This is a genomic window from Pseudomonas sp. 5.2 (assembly GCF_059025405.1).
The window spans coordinates 122,370-138,034 of record NZ_JBYBHH010000020.1 but is presented as its reverse complement, the minus strand read 5'-3'; the positions used below and the strand labels follow the sequence as shown (position 1 = coordinate 138,034).

Annotated in this window: 15 protein-coding genes and 1 pseudogene; 3 read left to right on the top strand and 13 right to left on the bottom strand. The window is 64.2% G+C overall.

All coding sequences use genetic code 11. The features are described 5' to 3' along the window. Positions 1 to 272: 272 nt before the first annotated feature. From AC5PZ0_RS25140 to AC5PZ0_RS25130, 3 genes and pseudogenes are all read right to left on the bottom strand, one after another. Positions 273 to 2,630 carry a TonB-dependent receptor gene (locus AC5PZ0_RS25140; RefSeq protein ID WP_493855961.1) on the bottom strand — a complete coding sequence of 786 codons (2,358 nt, stop codon included), beginning with the start codon at positions 2,628 to 2,630 and terminating at the stop codon, positions 273 to 275. A gap of 198 nt (positions 2,631 to 2,828) precedes the next feature. Beyond that, complete coding sequence (locus AC5PZ0_RS25135; protein WP_493855960.1) at positions 2,829 to 3,701, bottom strand: FecR family protein; 873 nt, start codon at positions 3,699 to 3,701, stop codon at positions 2,829 to 2,831. A 4-nt stretch (positions 3,702 to 3,705) separates the two neighbouring features. Beyond that, a pseudogene (locus AC5PZ0_RS25130) lies at positions 3,706 to 4,212 on the bottom strand (RNA polymerase sigma factor); the annotation flags it as partial. A gap of 136 nt (positions 4,213 to 4,348) precedes the next feature. Here AC5PZ0_RS25130 and AC5PZ0_RS25125 point away from each other — a divergent pair. Then, positions 4,349 to 4,828 (top strand): LEA/WHy family protein, encoded by a 480-nt coding sequence (locus AC5PZ0_RS25125; RefSeq protein ID WP_493855959.1) that lies wholly within the window; start codon positions 4,349 to 4,351, stop codon positions 4,826 to 4,828. 5 nt (positions 4,829 to 4,833) lie between these two features. Here AC5PZ0_RS25125 and AC5PZ0_RS25120 read toward each other — a convergent pair whose 3' ends face one another. Beyond that, a complete protein-coding gene (locus AC5PZ0_RS25120; RefSeq protein WP_027596578.1) occupies positions 4,834 to 5,097 on the bottom strand; it encodes a hypothetical protein in 264 nt (87 codons plus the stop codon). A gap of 126 nt (positions 5,098 to 5,223) precedes the next feature. Between AC5PZ0_RS25120 and AC5PZ0_RS25115 the strand changes: the two genes are divergently transcribed. Beyond that, on the top strand, positions 5,224 to 5,544 hold the full coding sequence (locus AC5PZ0_RS25115; RefSeq protein WP_027596579.1) for an ElaB/YgaM/YqjD family protein: 321 nt from the start codon (positions 5,224 to 5,226) through the stop codon (positions 5,542 to 5,544). Between the two features lie 34 nt (positions 5,545 to 5,578). Here AC5PZ0_RS25115 and AC5PZ0_RS25110 read toward each other — a convergent pair whose 3' ends face one another. Continuing rightward, positions 5,579 to 6,196, bottom strand: a complete 618-nt coding sequence (locus AC5PZ0_RS25110) for a MiaE family protein (protein WP_027596580.1) — start codon at positions 6,194 to 6,196, stop codon at positions 5,579 to 5,581. A gap of 154 nt (positions 6,197 to 6,350) precedes the next feature. Between AC5PZ0_RS25110 and AC5PZ0_RS25105 the strand changes: the two genes are divergently transcribed. Continuing rightward, the gene (locus AC5PZ0_RS25105) at positions 6,351 to 7,214 is read left to right on the top strand and encodes a universal stress protein (RefSeq protein ID WP_493855958.1); all 864 of its coding nucleotides are present in this window, start codon (positions 6,351 to 6,353) and stop codon (positions 7,212 to 7,214) included. Positions 7,215 to 7,344: 130 nt separating this feature from the next. Here AC5PZ0_RS25105 and AC5PZ0_RS25100 read toward each other — a convergent pair whose 3' ends face one another. The 8 genes from AC5PZ0_RS25100 to AC5PZ0_RS25065 all read right to left on the bottom strand — a co-directional run bounded on the left by AC5PZ0_RS25100 (position 7,345) and on the right by AC5PZ0_RS25065 (position 15,663). Then, on the bottom strand, positions 7,345 to 7,548 hold the full coding sequence (locus tag AC5PZ0_RS25100) for a formate dehydrogenase subunit delta (RefSeq protein WP_085274167.1): 204 nt from the start codon (positions 7,546 to 7,548) through the stop codon (positions 7,345 to 7,347). Beyond that, complete coding sequence (fdhF, locus tag AC5PZ0_RS25095; RefSeq protein WP_265969122.1) at positions 7,545 to 10,424, bottom strand: formate dehydrogenase subunit alpha; 2,880 nt, start codon at positions 10,422 to 10,424, stop codon at positions 7,545 to 7,547. Before fdhF ends, AC5PZ0_RS25100 begins: the two co-directional genes overlap by 4 nt. Beyond that, a complete protein-coding gene (locus tag AC5PZ0_RS25090) occupies positions 10,421 to 11,980 on the bottom strand; it encodes a formate dehydrogenase beta subunit (protein WP_493855957.1) in 1,560 nt (519 codons plus the stop codon). The genes fdhF and AC5PZ0_RS25090 overlap by 4 nt, the downstream gene beginning before the upstream one ends. Then, a complete protein-coding gene (locus AC5PZ0_RS25085; protein ID WP_027596585.1) occupies positions 11,974 to 12,456 on the bottom strand; it encodes a formate dehydrogenase subunit gamma in 483 nt (160 codons plus the stop codon). Before AC5PZ0_RS25085 ends, AC5PZ0_RS25090 begins: the two co-directional genes overlap by 7 nt. 264 nt (positions 12,457 to 12,720) lie before the next feature. After that, a complete protein-coding gene (locus AC5PZ0_RS25080; protein ID WP_493855956.1) occupies positions 12,721 to 13,878 on the bottom strand; it encodes a glutathionylspermidine synthase family protein in 1,158 nt (385 codons plus the stop codon). A gap of 2 nt (positions 13,879 to 13,880) precedes the next feature. Then, the gene (locus AC5PZ0_RS25075; protein WP_493855955.1) at positions 13,881 to 14,612 is read right to left on the bottom strand and encodes a DUF1190 domain-containing protein; all 732 of its coding nucleotides are present in this window, start codon (positions 14,610 to 14,612) and stop codon (positions 13,881 to 13,883) included. Positions 14,613 to 14,628: 16 nt separating this feature from the next. Then, the gene (locus tag AC5PZ0_RS25070; RefSeq protein ID WP_027596588.1) at positions 14,629 to 15,054 is read right to left on the bottom strand and encodes a DUF350 domain-containing protein; all 426 of its coding nucleotides are present in this window, start codon (positions 15,052 to 15,054) and stop codon (positions 14,629 to 14,631) included. A gap of 12 nt (positions 15,055 to 15,066) precedes the next feature. Further along, a complete protein-coding gene (locus tag AC5PZ0_RS25065; protein WP_493855954.1) occupies positions 15,067 to 15,663 on the bottom strand; it encodes a DUF2491 family protein in 597 nt (198 codons plus the stop codon). Positions 15,664 to 15,665: the final 2 nt, after the last annotated feature.

The following is a 15,665-nucleotide window of genomic DNA, read 5'->3' as shown; positions in this document are numbered from 1 at the left end:
AGGCTGCTCCTACCTGAATCCCCACCTAGCTGTCAGTAAGCCATGCTCCAGGTCAGGGTGTAGGTGCGCCCACGGCCCTGGTAGTCATACAGGTACGCTGGGCCATAGGTCGGTGCGTAGAACAACTAGTCCAGACAACTCGCGCCATGCACGATTCGGGTAGGAGCAGCCTTGTGCTGCGAAGAGGCCAGTGACAACAGCATAGATTTTCGCTGTTTGCACCGGCCTCTTCGCAGCGCAAGGCTGCTCCTACCTGAATCCCCACCTAGCTGTCAGTAAGCCATGCTCCAGGTCAGGGTGTAGGTGCGCCCACGGCCCTGGTAGTCATACAGGTATGCTGGGCCATAGGTCGGTGCATAGAACAACGTCGCCCGCTGCCCCCAGACCGTGCTGTACTGTTTGTCCAGCAAGTTCTGGATGCCTGCGCTGAAGGTGCCGAAGCCGGTTTCCTGGCTGCCCAGCAGGTCGAAGGTGGTGTAACCGTCGATCTCGTGGTCGGCATCGTCCTTGAGGGTGAACGCATGGTTGGCCTGCAGGCGGGCACTGCGGCCATCGCCCTTCCAGCCAACAAACGCCGTGGACTTGGACAGGGACGCATAACGGGCATCGCGTTTCATCCAGCCACCGTCGACGTCTTCTTCCTCGGAGCGGGTGAGGTGCAGCGTACCCCCGGCTTCCCAACCGCTCTGGAAGTGGCGGGTCAACGCACCTTCGAAGCCAAAGTCACGGCTCTTCTGCTCTTCGACGTTGATGGTCAGCGTCTGCGAATCGACATTGATGATCTTGTCCGACCAGATGTAGTACAGCGCCGCCTGAGCGTCCCAATCCACGTCGGCATAGCGCCAGCCCAGCTCGACCTGGCGGCTCTTGATGCCGGCCAGCGGGTTGTCGGCGACGCTCAAGCCCGGCTTGCCGTAATACTTGGCCGGGTCCGGCAGGTCGAAACCTTCACCGTAGTTGGTCCACACCTGATGGCCATTCTTGAAGTCGTAGATGGCGCCGACGTTGTACAGGTTGACCTGATAATCGTTGCTACCGCCGGGTACGCCTTTGAACTCGCTGACATCCACGTCCATCTGCTGGCGCCGGGCGCCGCCGGACAAGGTTAGGTTGTCAGTGGCATGCCAATCGAGCTGGGCGTACACCGACACACCGTCGACCCGGTAGCTGGGGTAGCGCGCTGCCTTGCTGGCCTTTTCCATGTCCAGGCCACCGCTTTCGGATGAGGTCAGGGCGTCGAAGGTGGTCTGCTCGGCGTTGAAGCGCTCGCGGTCCAGGTCGACGCCGTAGGTCAGCTTGAGCGTGTCCCACTGCTTGGCGAACAGGCCTTTGAGGCTGGTGACCTCAAAGTTCTGTTGTGATGCGGCGAAGTACACCCCGCGCGAACCGGTGGGTGTGGCGCGGTTGTAGTACGGGAACGGGTAGAAGTTGTCGTCTTCCTTGCGGTACGAGGCCTGCAGGTAGAAGTCTTGGCCCAGCACATCGCTGTGATGGTAGTTGGCGTTGAGCAACAGGCGCCGGGTACGTGGCTCCAGGTCAGAGGAATAGCCACTGCGCAGCTCGGCGTCTTCCAGGTCCGAAGGGGCGTTGTAGTTGAGGTTGGGGAAGTAGATGCCGGTGCTGCCGTGGTTGCCCGAGTCGTAGTACTGGGCCAGCAAGTCCAGGCTCTGCTCATCGGTCAGCGTCAGCCCCAGGGTGCCGAGCACGTCGATGGTGCGGTTGTATTGCAGGTCGGTCTGGGTGTTGTCGATGAAGATCTGATCGCCAGCGCCGTCATAGAAGGCTTCGTTCTGTTCGCCGGAAATACCAAGGCGGGCACTGACCCGCTCGTTGCCGCCGCTGATCGACTGGGCGATGCGGGTGGCCAGGTCATCACTGTTGTTGAAGCCGCTGCTGGCACCCAGCTGGGTCTCGAAGCGGGCCGGGCCGGGCTCGCCCTTCTTGGTCACGATGTTGATGATGCCGCCGGTGGCGCCGCCGCCGTAAAGGGCGCTGGCCCCCGACAGCACTTCGACACGCTCGACGTTGAACGGCGAGATGCTGTCGAACTGGCGCGACAGGCCGCGCGAGCTGTTCTGGCTGACCCCGTCGATCATTACCAGCACATTGCGCCCGCGCATGTTCTGGCCATAGTTGGTGCGCCCTTCTGGCGCCAGGTCCAGGCCAGGCACCAACTTGCCGATGGCTTCCTTGAGGCTCACCCCGCTGTCGATCTGCTCACGCAGTTGCTGCTGGTCGACCACCCAAACGGTGCCAGGGATTTCGCTGATCGCCGTGCTGGTGCGCGAGGCCACACTGACCTCGATGGGCTTGAGGTTGACGGCCTGCGGCGTGGCGTCCGCCTTGCGCAGGGTAACCGTGCGGGCATCACTGAACTGCCAGCTCATGCCACTGCCCGCCAGCAACTGCTGCAGTGCCTGCTCGATGCTGTAGCTGCCCTGCAACGCCGGGCTGTTCAGGCCCGCGACATCGTGGGTGGTGTACAGCAGGTGCAACCCGGCCTGGTCGGCGAAGGCCGTCAGTGCCTGGTCCAGCGCCTGGGCAGGCAGGTCCAGCTGCACTTGGCGCGCTTCCACCGGGGCCTGTTGCGCACCACTTGAGGCCATCGCCTGCAAGGGGCCAGCCAGCATGGCCAAGGCAGTGCAAGACAACAAGGCGTGATGAAGGGGACCGCTGCGGCGGTGCGTAGGCTTGAGCGTAAGGGCCACGAATGAGCTTCCAGGCAAGTCGTAAATGAGAATGGGTTGCTGATCAGTCCCACTACGACGATCTGGCCTGGCTGAACTTGCAGCGGCAGATGAAAAATATTTAGATTATTTTTTACCGGCTCAGTGCACCACGGCCAACCACGGCAAGTAGGTGACCTGCAGGCCATAACGTTGCTCAAGGGAGCGCAGCAGCGCGTGGGGTTCATCGAGGTCGAATACACCGCTGACTTCCAGGGCCGCCAACTTCGTGTCAGACAGCAGAATGCGCCCCTGTTGGTAGCGCTCAAGCTCCGCCAGCACCTGCCCCAGCGGCTTGCCGTTGAAGATCAGCTTGCCGCGCTGCCAAGCGGTCTGTGCACTGGCGTCAGGCGACACCGGTACGCTGCGCTCACCCACCGTGGCTTCGCCCTGGGCCAGCACCACGCGGCCATCGCGGCGCACGCTGAAGGTCGCGCCTGTGCCGCGCACCGCCTCGCCCGCGCTATCGACCACAAAGGGCCGTGGGTCACTGGCCGTCTCGAACAAGGCTTCGCCCGCATTGAGCACCACGCGGCGCTCGCGGTCGGTGAACGCGACGGTCAAGGCACTGCCGCTGTTCAGCAGTACCCGCGAGCCATCGGCCAGGGTCACCGCCTGCCGTTGCCCGAGGCCTGTGTGGTAGTCCGCCAGCCAGATAGGCGCCTGCTGCCAGCCGGTATAACCCGCGACCAACAGCGCCAGCGATGCCGCCAGGCCTGCGGCCCAGTGCCGTTTGCGTCGGGCAGGCGGTGCCGCGACAACCTGAGCGGTTGGGGTCTGGCCGATGTCCAGCCACAGTGCCTCTGCCTCGCGCGCGGCCTCGGCATGCGCCGGGCTCAGTGCGCACCAGCGCTGGTAGCGCGCGTGGTCCGCCGCACTGGCGTTGCCCGAATGCAACAACACCTGCCAATCGAGGGCATCGTCAGAGAGGTCGCTGAGCGGTTGGGCGGCTGGCATGGCGTGAGGCTCAGTCATGGTTGTGTTTGAGCCAGTCACGGCAATGGCGCAGCGCCTGGCCGATGTATTTTGCCACCATGCTCTCGGAAACGCCCAACCGTTGTGCGATCTGCGCCTGGGTCAGGCCTTCGACGCGGTTGAGCAACAGGGCCTGGCGGGCATTGCTGGACAGTTGCAACAGCGCCTCATCGAGTATCTGCAAGCGCTCGCGGGCGAGCAGCGCGGCCTCGGGCGCAGGCGCCGGGCAGGCCACCTCGCCAGTGCCATCGGTATCTTCGTGGCGGGCAGCGATACGCTGTTCACGGCGCAAGGCATCGATCGCCAGGTTGCCCGCCACCCGGAAGATGAAGCTGCGTGCATGCAGCACCGGCACTGCCTGCTCGTCGATCTTCACCAGCTTCAGGTACGTCTCTTGCGCGACGTCGGCAGCACGCTGCCGGTCGCTCATGCGCCGAGTCAGGAACAGCAAGAGGTCGTCGTAGTGCTCCTGGAAACTCGCCAGCAGACCAGACACGGGAGACGTCAGCATGGGGTAGGACAAAGGCCAGTAAGAGGAATTGTCGGGCGTTAATGAGAAACAGTATCTTTCATTGGACGCGCCACTTTCAACGTCAACGCGCATTTGCCACACTGGCGGTTGAATTCTTCAGGCAAGGTTGCAACCCATGACTGCCCGATTGCACCGCTGGTTGCTGATACTGCTGATGGCTTACGGCCTCAGTGCCTGCGCCTTGTTTCAGGCGCGTGCCCCACTGAATATCAACGTGATTGGCATCGAGCCACTGCCTGGGCAGGAGCTGGAACTGCGCATGGCGGTGAAAATACGTGTGCAGAACCCCAACGAAACCGCGATCGATTACAACGGTATCGCGCTCGACCTGCAGGTGAACGGCCAGCCGCTGGCTGCCGGTGTCAGCGACCAGCAGGGCCACATAGGCCGTTTCGACGAGGCGGTAATCGTGGTGCCGGTGAGCGTGACCGCGTTCTCCTTCCTGCGCCAGGCCTATGGCCTGGGCCAGCGGAGTTCGCTGCAAGGGCTACCCTATGTACTGCGCGGCAAATTGGCCGGTGGGCTGCTGGGCACCGTGCGCTTCACCGATGAGGGCACGCTGGACCTGCCCAAGGCAGCCGGGACCTACTGGTAGACCACTCAGCGATTGCTGTTGGCGGCGGCCATCATCTTGTTGACTTCGCTGCGCACCATGCTGGCGTATTCAGGCGGCGACATGGCCTCAAGTTCAGCCCGCACCCATTCCGCCCATTTACCCTTGCGCCGTGGCTTTTCGGAGATAAGCCGGGCGGCTTCGCCCTTGGCCTTGCCCAGGTTGCTCTGCCACAGTTCGAACAACCGCGCCTTCTCTGCCTCGATCTGCGCCCGTTCCTCGAAGCTCTTGTTGGCCAGATTGAAACTCATGAAGGTACCTGCCTGCTGAAAATGGCCGCTATCTTACACCGTAGCGACGCGTCATCGGAAAGCCGGCGCAACTTTCCCGACGCACCGGCATCCATTGTTCACCCCCCCATTGACGAGGATGAGTTCATGGCCCGAAAAAACGCCGTACAAGCCGCCAGCGATCAGATCAAGGATCAGGTCTTCAGCGAACTGCAGTCACTGATCGAAGAATCCGAAAAGCTGCTCAACGACAGCGCTGCCCTGGTTGGCGAGGAGGCCGAAACCCTGCGCGCGCAAGTCAGCCTCAAACTGCGCCAGGCTCGCCAGGCCGCGAGCAACGTACGTGACAAGGCTCAACCGGTGGTGGATGCCACCCAGGACTACATCGGCGGCCACCCTTGGCAGACCGTCGCGGTGTCCGCAGGCTTCGGCCTGGTGGTCGGCCTGTTGCTGGGTCGCCGCTACTAAGCCCGTTTAATGAACGCAGGCCGCCTGAAGGTTTTCAGGCGGCCTGCGCCATTGGGATGCCGCTATGAAAGCGCAGTTCCTGGTCCGGTGACTGGATCAGCTCGGCTTCTGCCTCACGTACCAGCTCAACCCTGCGGGCGATGTCCGCTTCTTCGCCGTACTGATGGGCCAGCTTCAGGTAGCCCTGGTAATGGCGCGCTTCACTCTTCAGCAGGCCGTGGTAGAACGTGCCCAGCTCTTCATCCAGGTGCGGCACCAGCGCGGCAAAGCGCTCGCAACTGCGTGCTTCGATAAAGGCCCCCACCACCAAGGTATCGACCAGCTTGACCGGCTCGTGGGCACGTACCAAGCGGCGCAAGCCGGAGGCATAACGCCCGGCCGACACTGGCCGCAAGGGCACGCCCCGGCGCTTCATCAGGCGCAGCACCTGCTCGTGGTGCACCAGCTCTTCACGGGCCAGGCGCGACATCATGTTGATCAGGTCCAGGTGCGTGTTGTACTTGGCGATCAGGCTCAGGGCTGTGCTGGCGGCCTTGAACTCGCAGTTCTTGTGGTCGATCAGCAGGGTTTCCTGGTCGGCAAGCGCCGCTTCGATCCAGGCATCTGGGGTCGGGCAGCCAAGAAAGGCGTCGATTTCGGGGATCAAGGACATAAGCGTGCAACCAGACAGAACAGGCAGGGCCGGCGATTATACCGGCGGCAACCGGCAGCGCCAGTGACTATGCTTGATGTACATCAAGCGGCGACGGGTGAGACGCCGACTATAGTCAGGCACTGGTCGCCATCTTTGAACGGAGCTCACGCCCATGCAAGCCGTCCGCAGCATCCTCGTCGTCCTCGACCCCGCGCATGCCCACAGCCGGGCCTTGACCCGTGCCAAGCTGATCGCAGGCGTGACCGGCGCGCGCCTGCACCTGTTGATGTGCGACAAAAAGCAGGATCACAGTGCGTTGCTCAGCCTGCTGAGCAGCCAGTTGCACGATGACGGATACGACAACGTCACCCATGAGGCAGCCTGGCGTGACAACCTGCACGACACCATCATCTATGTGCAGCAAGCCGAGGGCTGCGAGCTGGTCATCAAGGAGCATCGGCCGGACAACCCGCTGAAAAAGGCACTGCTGACCCCCAGCGACTGGAAGCTGCTGCGCCTGTGCCCCAGCGCGGTGCTGATGGTGAAAAGCGAGCGGCCATGGACCGGCGGGGTGATTCTGGCGGCGGTGGATGTCGGCAACCAGGATGAGGACCACCGCCTGTTGCACGCGAGCATCATCGACCATGGCTATGCGATTGCCGGCCTGGCCAAAGGCGATTTGCACGTCATCAGCGCACACCCCTCCCCCATGCTGTCTGCCTCGGACCCGACCTACCAGCTCAGCGAGACCATCGCCGAACGCTACCGGGAAGCCTGCCGCGCGTTTCAGACCGAGTACGACATCAGCGATGAACGCCTGCATGTCGCCGAAGGCCCGGCGGATGTGCTGATTCCCTACACCGAGAAACAATACAATGCCGTGGTGACGGTGATCGGCACGGTGGCCCGCACGGGTATTTCCGGGGCATTGATCGGGAATACCTCCGAGGTGGTGCTCGATTCGCTCGAGGGGGATGTGCTGGTGCTCAAGAGCGAACAAGCAATTGCCCACCTGACAGAGCTGGCCCGCGGTTAATGCATGCGTGGCCCTTGTAGGAGCAGCCTTGCGCTGCGAAGAGGCCGGTGACAGCTCAGAGAATCTATGCTGCTATCACCGGCCTCTTCGCAGCACAAGGCTGCTCCTACAAATACAAAGGGCGGCGCGTTTACACCAGCGCCTCGCGCACTTTCGGGTCCAACCCCTCCCCTGCATTGGCCTCGCTCCACGCCAGCAACTGCCGGCGCATTGCCGGCGTCCAGAAGCTCTGGATGTGCTGCCTTACCCCTTGCACCGCCAGCTGCCGGTTCGGTTCGCTGTCAAAATAATGGGCAATCTGGTTGGCCATCTTGACCAGGTTGTCACTGCTCATCGGCGCACCTCGGCTTTCTCTTGCTGCTCGGCAGTACGGCGCTCTTTGAGCAGGCGGCGCTGTTCGTCGCTGAAGTCCTGGTAACGCTTCTGCCATTCAGACGGGTGGAACACTTTCACCACCTCCACCGCCGTGACTTTGTATTCGGGGCAGTTGGTGGCCCAGTCGGAGTTGTCGGTGGTAATCACGTTGGCCCCCGACTCAGGGAAGTGGAACGTGGTGTACACCACCCCCGGCGCCACACGCGCACTGACCTTGGCGCGCAGCACCGTCTGCCCGGCGCGGCTGCCGATACCGACCCAATCGCCATCGCGGATGCCACGGCTTTCGGCGTCGGTGGGGTGCAGTTCAAGGCGGTCGGCGTCATGCCAGGCGACGTTGCCGGTGCGGCGGGTCTGGGCGCCGACGTTGTACTGGCTGAGGATACGCCCGGTGGTCAGCAACAGTGGGTAGCGGCTGTTGACCTTCTCGTCGGTGGGCACGTAGCCGGTGAGCATGAAGCGCCCTTTGCCCCGCACGAACTGGTCGATATGCATGGTCGGCGTGCCATCGGGCGCGGCATCGTTGCACGGCCACTGCAGGCTGCCATGGCGGTCGAGCTCGGCGTAGCTGACGCGGTGGAAGGTCGGCGTCAGGCGCGCGATCTCGTCCATGATCTCAGCCGGGTGGCGGTACTGCATCGGGTAGCCCAAGGCGTTGGCCAGGGCCACGGTCGCTTCCCAGTCAGCTTTGCCGGCCAGGGGCTCCATGACCTTGCGCACCCGCGAGATACGGCGTTCGGCGTTGGTAAAGGTGCCGTCCTTTTCAAGGAACGAACTGCCCGGCAGGAACACGTGGGCGAACTTGGCCGTTTCGTTGAGGAAGATGTCCTGCACCACCACGCATTCCATGGCCAGCAAGGCGGCCGTGACGTGCTGGGTGTTGGGGTCGCTCTGGGCGATGTCCTCACCCTGGCAATACAGCGCCTTGAAGCTGCCATCCAGGGCCGCCTCGAACATGTTGGGGATGCGCAAGCCTGGGTCTGGCTGCAAGGTCACCCCCCAGGCCCGCTCGAACTCGGCACGCACACCTTCGTTGGAAATATGCCGGTAGCCAGGCAGTTCATGCGGGAACGAGCCCATGTCGCACGAGCCCTGCACGTTGTTCTGCCCGCGTAGCGGGTTCACCCCTACCCCTTCGCGGCCGATGTTGCCGGTGGCCATGGCCAGGTTGGCGATGCCCATCACGGCGGTGCTGCCCTGGCTGTGCTCGGTGACCCCCAGGCCGTAGTAGATGGCCGCGTTGCCACCGGTGGCATACAGACGCGCGGCGGCGCGGATCTGCTCGGCAGGCACGCCACAGACTGGGCCGAGTACTTCTGGCGCGTTCTCTGGCAGGCTGACGAAGTCGCGCCAGCGGGCGAAGTCCTCGGTCTCGCAGCGGGCGTCGATAAAGCGCTGGGCCAGCAAGCCTTCGTTGACGATCACATGGGCCAGGGCGTTGAGCATGGCCACGTTGGTGCCCGGGCGCAGTTGCAGGTGCAGCTCGGCGCGGGCGTGGGGCGAGTCGACCAGGTCGATACGCCGTGGGTCGATGACGATCAGCCGCGCGCCCTGGCGCAGGCGGCGTTTGAGCTGCGAGCCGAACACCGGGTGGGCATCGGTGGGGTTGGCGCCGATCACCAGCACCACGTCGGCCTGCATCACCGAATCGAAGCTCTGGGTGCCCGCCGATTCACCGAGGGTCTGCTTGAGGCCATAGCCCGTGGGCGAATGGCACACCCGCGCGCAGGTGTCGACGTTGTTGTTGCCAAACGCCGTGCGCACCAACTTCTGTACCAGGTAGGCTTCTTCGTTGGTGCAGCGGCTGGAGGTGATGCCGCCGATGGAATCACGCCCGTACTTGAGCTGGATGCGGCGGAACTCGCTGGCGGCATAGGTTACCGCCTCGTCCCAGCTGACTTCTTGCCACGGGTCTTCGAGGCGCTTACGGATCATTGGCGTGGTGATGCGGTCTGGGTGGGTGGCATACCCCCAGGCGAAGCGGCCTTTGACGCAAGCGTGGCCATGGTTGGCGCCGCCGTTCTTGTCCGGGACCATGCGCACCAGCTGGTCGCCCTTCATCTCGGCACGGAACGAACAACCGACACCGCAATAGGCGCAGGTGGTAATCACCGCACGCTCAGGCTGGCCGAGCTGCACCAGGCTTTTTTCGGTCAGGGTCGCGGTCGGGCAGGCCTGTACGCAGGCGCCGCACGACACGCACTCCGAGGCCAGGAAGTTGTCCCCGCCAGCGGCTGCCACCCGCGAGTCGAAGCCGCGGCCAGTGATGGTCAGGGCGAAGGTGCCCTGGATGTCTTCGCAGGCGCGCACGCAGCGGCTGCAGACGATGCACTTGCTCGGCTCATAGTCGAAATACGGGTTGGAAACGTCCTTTTTCTCGGCCAGGTGATTGGCGCCGTCATAGCCGTAGCGGACCTCGCGCAGGCCGACCTGGCCGGCGACGGTCTGCAGTTCGCAGTTGCCGTTGGCCGAGCAGGTCAGGCAGTCGAGCGGGTGATCGGAGATGTACAGCTCCATCACATTGCGCCGCAACCCCGCCAGGCGCGGGGTTTCGGTGCGCACCACCATGCCTTCGCTGACCGGGGTGGTGCACGACGCCGGGTAACCGCGCATGCCTTCGATTTCCACCATGCACATGCGGCACGAGCCGAACGCCTCGAGGCTGTCGGTGGCGCACAGTTTGGGAATGCTGGTGCCAAGCATGGCAGCGGCGCGCATGACCGAAGTCCCGGCAGGCACGCTGATGGCACGGCCATCGATGTTCAGGCTGACCTGCACCTGGCTGTCGCGTGCTGGGGTGCCAAGGTCGGTCTCGGGGTCGAAGAAATTGATCACTGCGCGGCCTCCGTGTGGGTCAGCCCGAAATCGGCGGGGAAGTACTTGAGCGCGCTGGCCACCGGGTAAGCGGTCATCCCGCCCATGGCGCACAGCGAGCCGTACTGCATCGTGTCGCACAGGTCGCGCAGCAGCAGGGCCTGGTCGTGGCGTTCGGTGAAATCGGTGGTGGCGATCAGCCGGTCCACCACTTCCATGCCACGGGTCGAGCCGATGCGGCACGGGGTGCACTTGCCGCACGATTCCTCGGCGCAGAACTGCAGGGCGAAGCGGGCCATGCTGGCCATGTTCAGGGTGTCGTCCGCCACCACCACACCGCCGTGGCCGAGCATCGCGCCCATGGCAGCGAAGGCTTCATAGTCCAGCGGCGTGTCGAAGTGGCTGGGCGGCACCCAGGCCCCGAGCGGGCCGCCGACCTGCGCGGCCTTCAATGGCCGGCCGCTGGCGGTACCGCCCCCGTAGCCTTCCACCAGTTCGCGCAGGGTCAGGCCAAACGCGCGCTCCACCAGGCCACCGTGGCGGATGTTGCCCGCCAGCTGGAACGGCATGGTGCCCAACGAACGGCCCATGCCGAAATCGCGGTAAAACGCCGCGCCCTTGGCCAAAATGATTGGCACCGACGCCAGGGTGAGCACGTTGTGCACCAGCGTCGGCAAGCCGAACAGGCCCTGCAGGGCCGGCAGTGGCGGCTTGGCCCGGACGATCCCGCGCTTGCCTTCGAGCGATTCCAGCAACGCGGTCTCTTCGCCGCAGATATAAGCGCCAGCACCGACCCGGACTTCCAGGTCGAAGGCCTGGCCGCTGCCGGCCACGTCGGTGCCCAGGTAACCGGCGTCGCGGGCTATGGCAAAGGCCTGGTCGAGCACGCGAATGGCATCCGGGTATTCCGAGCGCACGTAGATGTAGCCTTTGTCGGCACCCACGGCGAGGCCAGCGATGATCATGCCTTCGATCAGCAGGAACGGGTCGCCTTCCATCAGCATGCGGTCGGCGAAGGTACCGGAGTCGCCTTCGTCGGCGTTGCAAACCACATACTTTTGCCCGGCCCCGGCATCGCGCACAGTGCGCCACTTGATACCCGCCGGGAACGCGGCGCCACCCCGGCCACGCAGGCCAGAATCAAGCACGGCAGCGACCACCTCGGCACCGTTCAGTGCCACGGCGCGCTCCAGCCCGGCAAAACCGCCATGGGCGCGGTAGTCGTCCAGCGAAAGCGGCCGGGTCACGCCGGCACGGGCGAACAGCAGGCGTTGCTGGGATTTCAGATAAGCGATGTCTTCAACCGGCCCCAAGGCCAGGCCATGCGCCTGGGGCTGGCCGGCCAAGGCATCGAGTAGCGCCGGCACATCGTCCGCGGTCACCGGGCCGAAACCCTGGCGCCCTTGGGCGCTGTCGCATTCGACCAGCGGCTCCAGCCAGTACAGCCCACGCGAACTGGTGCGCTGGATATCGACCGCCAACTGCCGGCGCTCGGCCTCGCGTTGCAGGGCCTCGGCAACCTGGTCGGCACCCACGGCACGGGCCACCGAATCGCAGGGGATGTACACCTTCAGCATGTTTCGCCCTCCAGGCAACCGTTCACCAGGGCACGCAGGCGCTCAGGCGTGAGCCGCGCGTGCAGTTGGCCGTCCAGTTCCAGCGCGGGCGAGCAGGCGCAGGCGCCCAGGCAATACACCGGGCGCAGGCTGATAGCGCCGTCGGCGCTGGTGCCATGGTCGTCCAGTGCCAGTTGGTCGCGCAGTTGCGCGGCCAGGGCCTCGGCGCCACGGCTCTGGCACGACTCGGCCCGGCATAGGCGCAGGGTATGGCGTGCCGGCGCGGTGGTGCGGAAATCGTGGTAGAAGCTGATCACCCCGCGCACCTCGGCCAGGCTGAGGTTCAGGGCATGGGCAATTTCAGGGACGGCGGCATCCGGCACGAAGCCGATGTCTTGCTGAATGGCGTGAAGGATCGGCAACAGGGCGCCGGGTGTGTCCTTTTCACGGGCCAGGATGCTGTGGATCAAAGGCAGGTGGAGCAGTTCATCAGGCATACAGCGGACCTCGGCATCACGGACCCTGCCTGTGTTGTTGTAGGGGCAGGTGTCCGGCGTGTTCTGCTGCGGCGTGCCGGCCACGTCACGGTTGCGGGGTGTCGGCAGCCTCCTTGCCCACGGCCGTGCGTCTGCGCGCACTGGTCCAGGAGCATCCTGCAAGCATGGCACTTGTGGCGCCGGAGGGTTGCATGCGAACGACCAGGCGCATCCTGAAACCGACGTGAGGTTCAGGCTGTTTCAGTTGCCCCGCTTTGCAGTCCGTCAGCCCAGCACGACATGCGGCACAAACCGTGAACTGTCTTTGGTAATCAGCGAATCATCCTCACGAATCCCCATCCCTGCCGCCTTGTCGCCGACCACCCACGAACCGATCAGCGTGTAGCTGTCGCCAAACCTGGGCAGCGGCGCAAACCCTTGCAGGATGTACGGTGCATCGTCATAAGGGCCGTCCTCGAATACCCGCTGCCCCGCGCCGGTGCGGATATCGACATTGGCCCCTTCCCGCGAGAAATACGGCTTGCGCACCCACCCTCTAGGCACTGGCCGCGAAGGGTTGTCATCGACGAAGGCGGGCAACAGATTGTGGTGCCCTGGGTACCACTCCCACAGCAACGGCAAGATGCCCTTGTTGGAGATCAGCGCCTTCCAGGGCGGCTCGACGAACTGCGTGTCGCACCCCGGGATAGCCCTGCCGAAGTCTTCGTGGAAGATATGCTCCCAGGCATGCAGCTTGAACAGCCGCGGGATTGGCCGCCCCTCCAGGTCGACGAAACGCCCCTCGCCATTCAGGCCGATGTCCTCCAGGTCGATGTGCCGGGTATGAATACCCGCGTGGGCGGCCATCTTGCGCAGAAAATCCGTGGTGCCACGGTCTTCCACCGAGCCCGAGATGGTCGAGAAGTAGAACGTGCCCTGCCCCGGCTGCGCGGCAAACGCCTGCACCAGGTCTTCGGCCAGGGTATTGAACTGGCTGGCCTGCGCGGGCAGAACGCCGCGCTGGATCTGTTCTTCCAGCCAGATCAGCTGAAACGCCGCAGCTTCGTACAACGAAGTCGGCGTGTCGTAGTTGGCCTCGATCAGTTTCGCGGGGCCATGGCCGTCATAGCTGAAATCGAAACGCCCATAAAGGTGCGGCTGCCGCGCCAGCCACGATTGCCGCACCAGGTCGAAGAATGCCGGTGGAATCGCCAGGCGTGCCATCAGCGCCTCGCTGTCGACGATGCGCCCGACAGCCTCCAGGCACATCGCGTGCAGCGCCTCGGTCGGTGCCTGCAGGTCCCGCTCGACCTGGGCCTGGCTGAACTGGTAGTAACCCCGTTCATCCCAGTAACGCTCGCCGTCGAGGGTGTGGAAGGCAAAGCCTTCTTGCTGGGCTGTCTTGCGCCAGCCTGGGCGCTCTGCGAGTTCGACCTTGCGCATGCTTACCCCCCGAAGAAGCTACCGGACTTGCCGCCCCAGCCGCTTCGAGCCGTCGCCTGGCTGCCAAACCCACCCCGCGAGATGGATGCAGACACCGCCGAGCGCGACGCGCTGCGGCCTGAGGCGCCATAGCTACCACCGCCGCCGCCGGAGCCACCGCCGCTGCTGCTCTGCTCGTCTTTGTTGCTGCGCTGAATGCCCCCGGCCGTGCCGTAGCGCTGCCCAAGCAGGCCATTGCGCTGCCCGGCACCCTCGCGATACGCATACAGCGGCTGCGCGCGGTAACGGCGGTCGGCGCTGTTGGCCATCTGCCCCAGTAGCATGCCAGCCACCACGGCGGTAGCGACATGGCCATAACCGCCGCCCTGGGCGTGCGCCGCATCGACCTGGGCCTGGGTCACCTCGCCGGTGGTCTCCAACGCGAACCCGCTCATGCGCGGCATGTAACGGCCACCGGCGCTGATCTGGCAGCCATCAGGGGAAAATTCTGCTTCGCACGCGGGCTTGGACACATAGGTCGGCGTGGTACGCCGGTACTCGGCCAGCGCCTGCTTGTAGGCATCGTTGCACGCCTTCTCCGGCACCTTGTCGCTGACACAGGCTTCGACACTGTCGTAGTTCACCTGCTGGCTGACGGTGTAGGTCTCCTCTTGCGGGCTGCACGCGGTCAGGGCCAAGGGCAGCGAGCTGGCCAGCACCAGCTTGACGGAGCTGCGTCTCATTGGGGGTTTCATGGGGGCTCCTTGCGCGTCAGGCCGACGGGGTCATGCAGGCCGAATTGAGGAAGCCGACGCTGATCGCCACGCTGGCAGCGTAAATGGCCGCAGCCAGCTCGCCGGCGGCGATACGCCTGGACAGGTCGCGCAGCACCAGGCTGGTAATGCCAAAGGCAATCAATTGAACCACAGCGGCGATCACGACCCAGGCCACGAAATCCAGGATGCCAACGCTGTAGGCAATGATATTGCTGGCCGGCAGCGAGAAGCCGATCAGCGAGCCGCCCAAGGCAATGGCCGCGGCCGGGTTGTTCTCACGAATGAGCGCGAACTCCCGGTGCGGAGTAAGGCGGGTGTAGATGAACTGGAACAGCCAGAACAGCAACAGTGCCACGCTGATATAGAGGATGAAGCCGGTCACTGCAGAGGCATTGAGCGACAGGCGTAGCGCGTCGAGCATGGTGAGTCCTTGTCAGGTTACGTGAAAGTCCGTGGGGAGCAGGGTGATGCCGAGCGAGGTGGTGAGGGTGGCCTTGCCCGCCTCGTCTTCCTCCGCCGACAACAGCAGAAATTCGCGGCGCTCAGGCAGGCCGGTGTCGCGGGCGTAGAGCATTGACAGGTGCTGGATGCCATAACGGGCGTCGGGGCTGACCACCCGCTCGTACAACGGCACCAACCTGGCCTGGCCCGGCTCACGGCCCCACTGGCGGGAATACAGACAGCCGTCGTGTTCGTAGATCGGCAGGCCGACCTTGGACTGGCTACCGACAAGGCGCTGAAGGTGCGCCTCATCGTGAAGGGCTACGGCGCTGTGATAACCGAACAGCACGCTATCGCCCACCTTGTCGCCGCTCATCAGCACTTGCAGCCAGTAGTCTTCGTTGTCCAGGTAATACCGCAGCAGGTGCACCGAATCGCCGAGGTCGACCTCGCCGGTGGCCCAGACCGTTTCCGGGCCGGGAATCTGCAACGCTGAATAACCCTCGAGCAGGGGCTTGAGTGATGCGTCGGGTATGAACCGGCGGCCGTTGAGCAGGCCGAAGGGCGGGTTGGTACTGGAAAACGGCATCG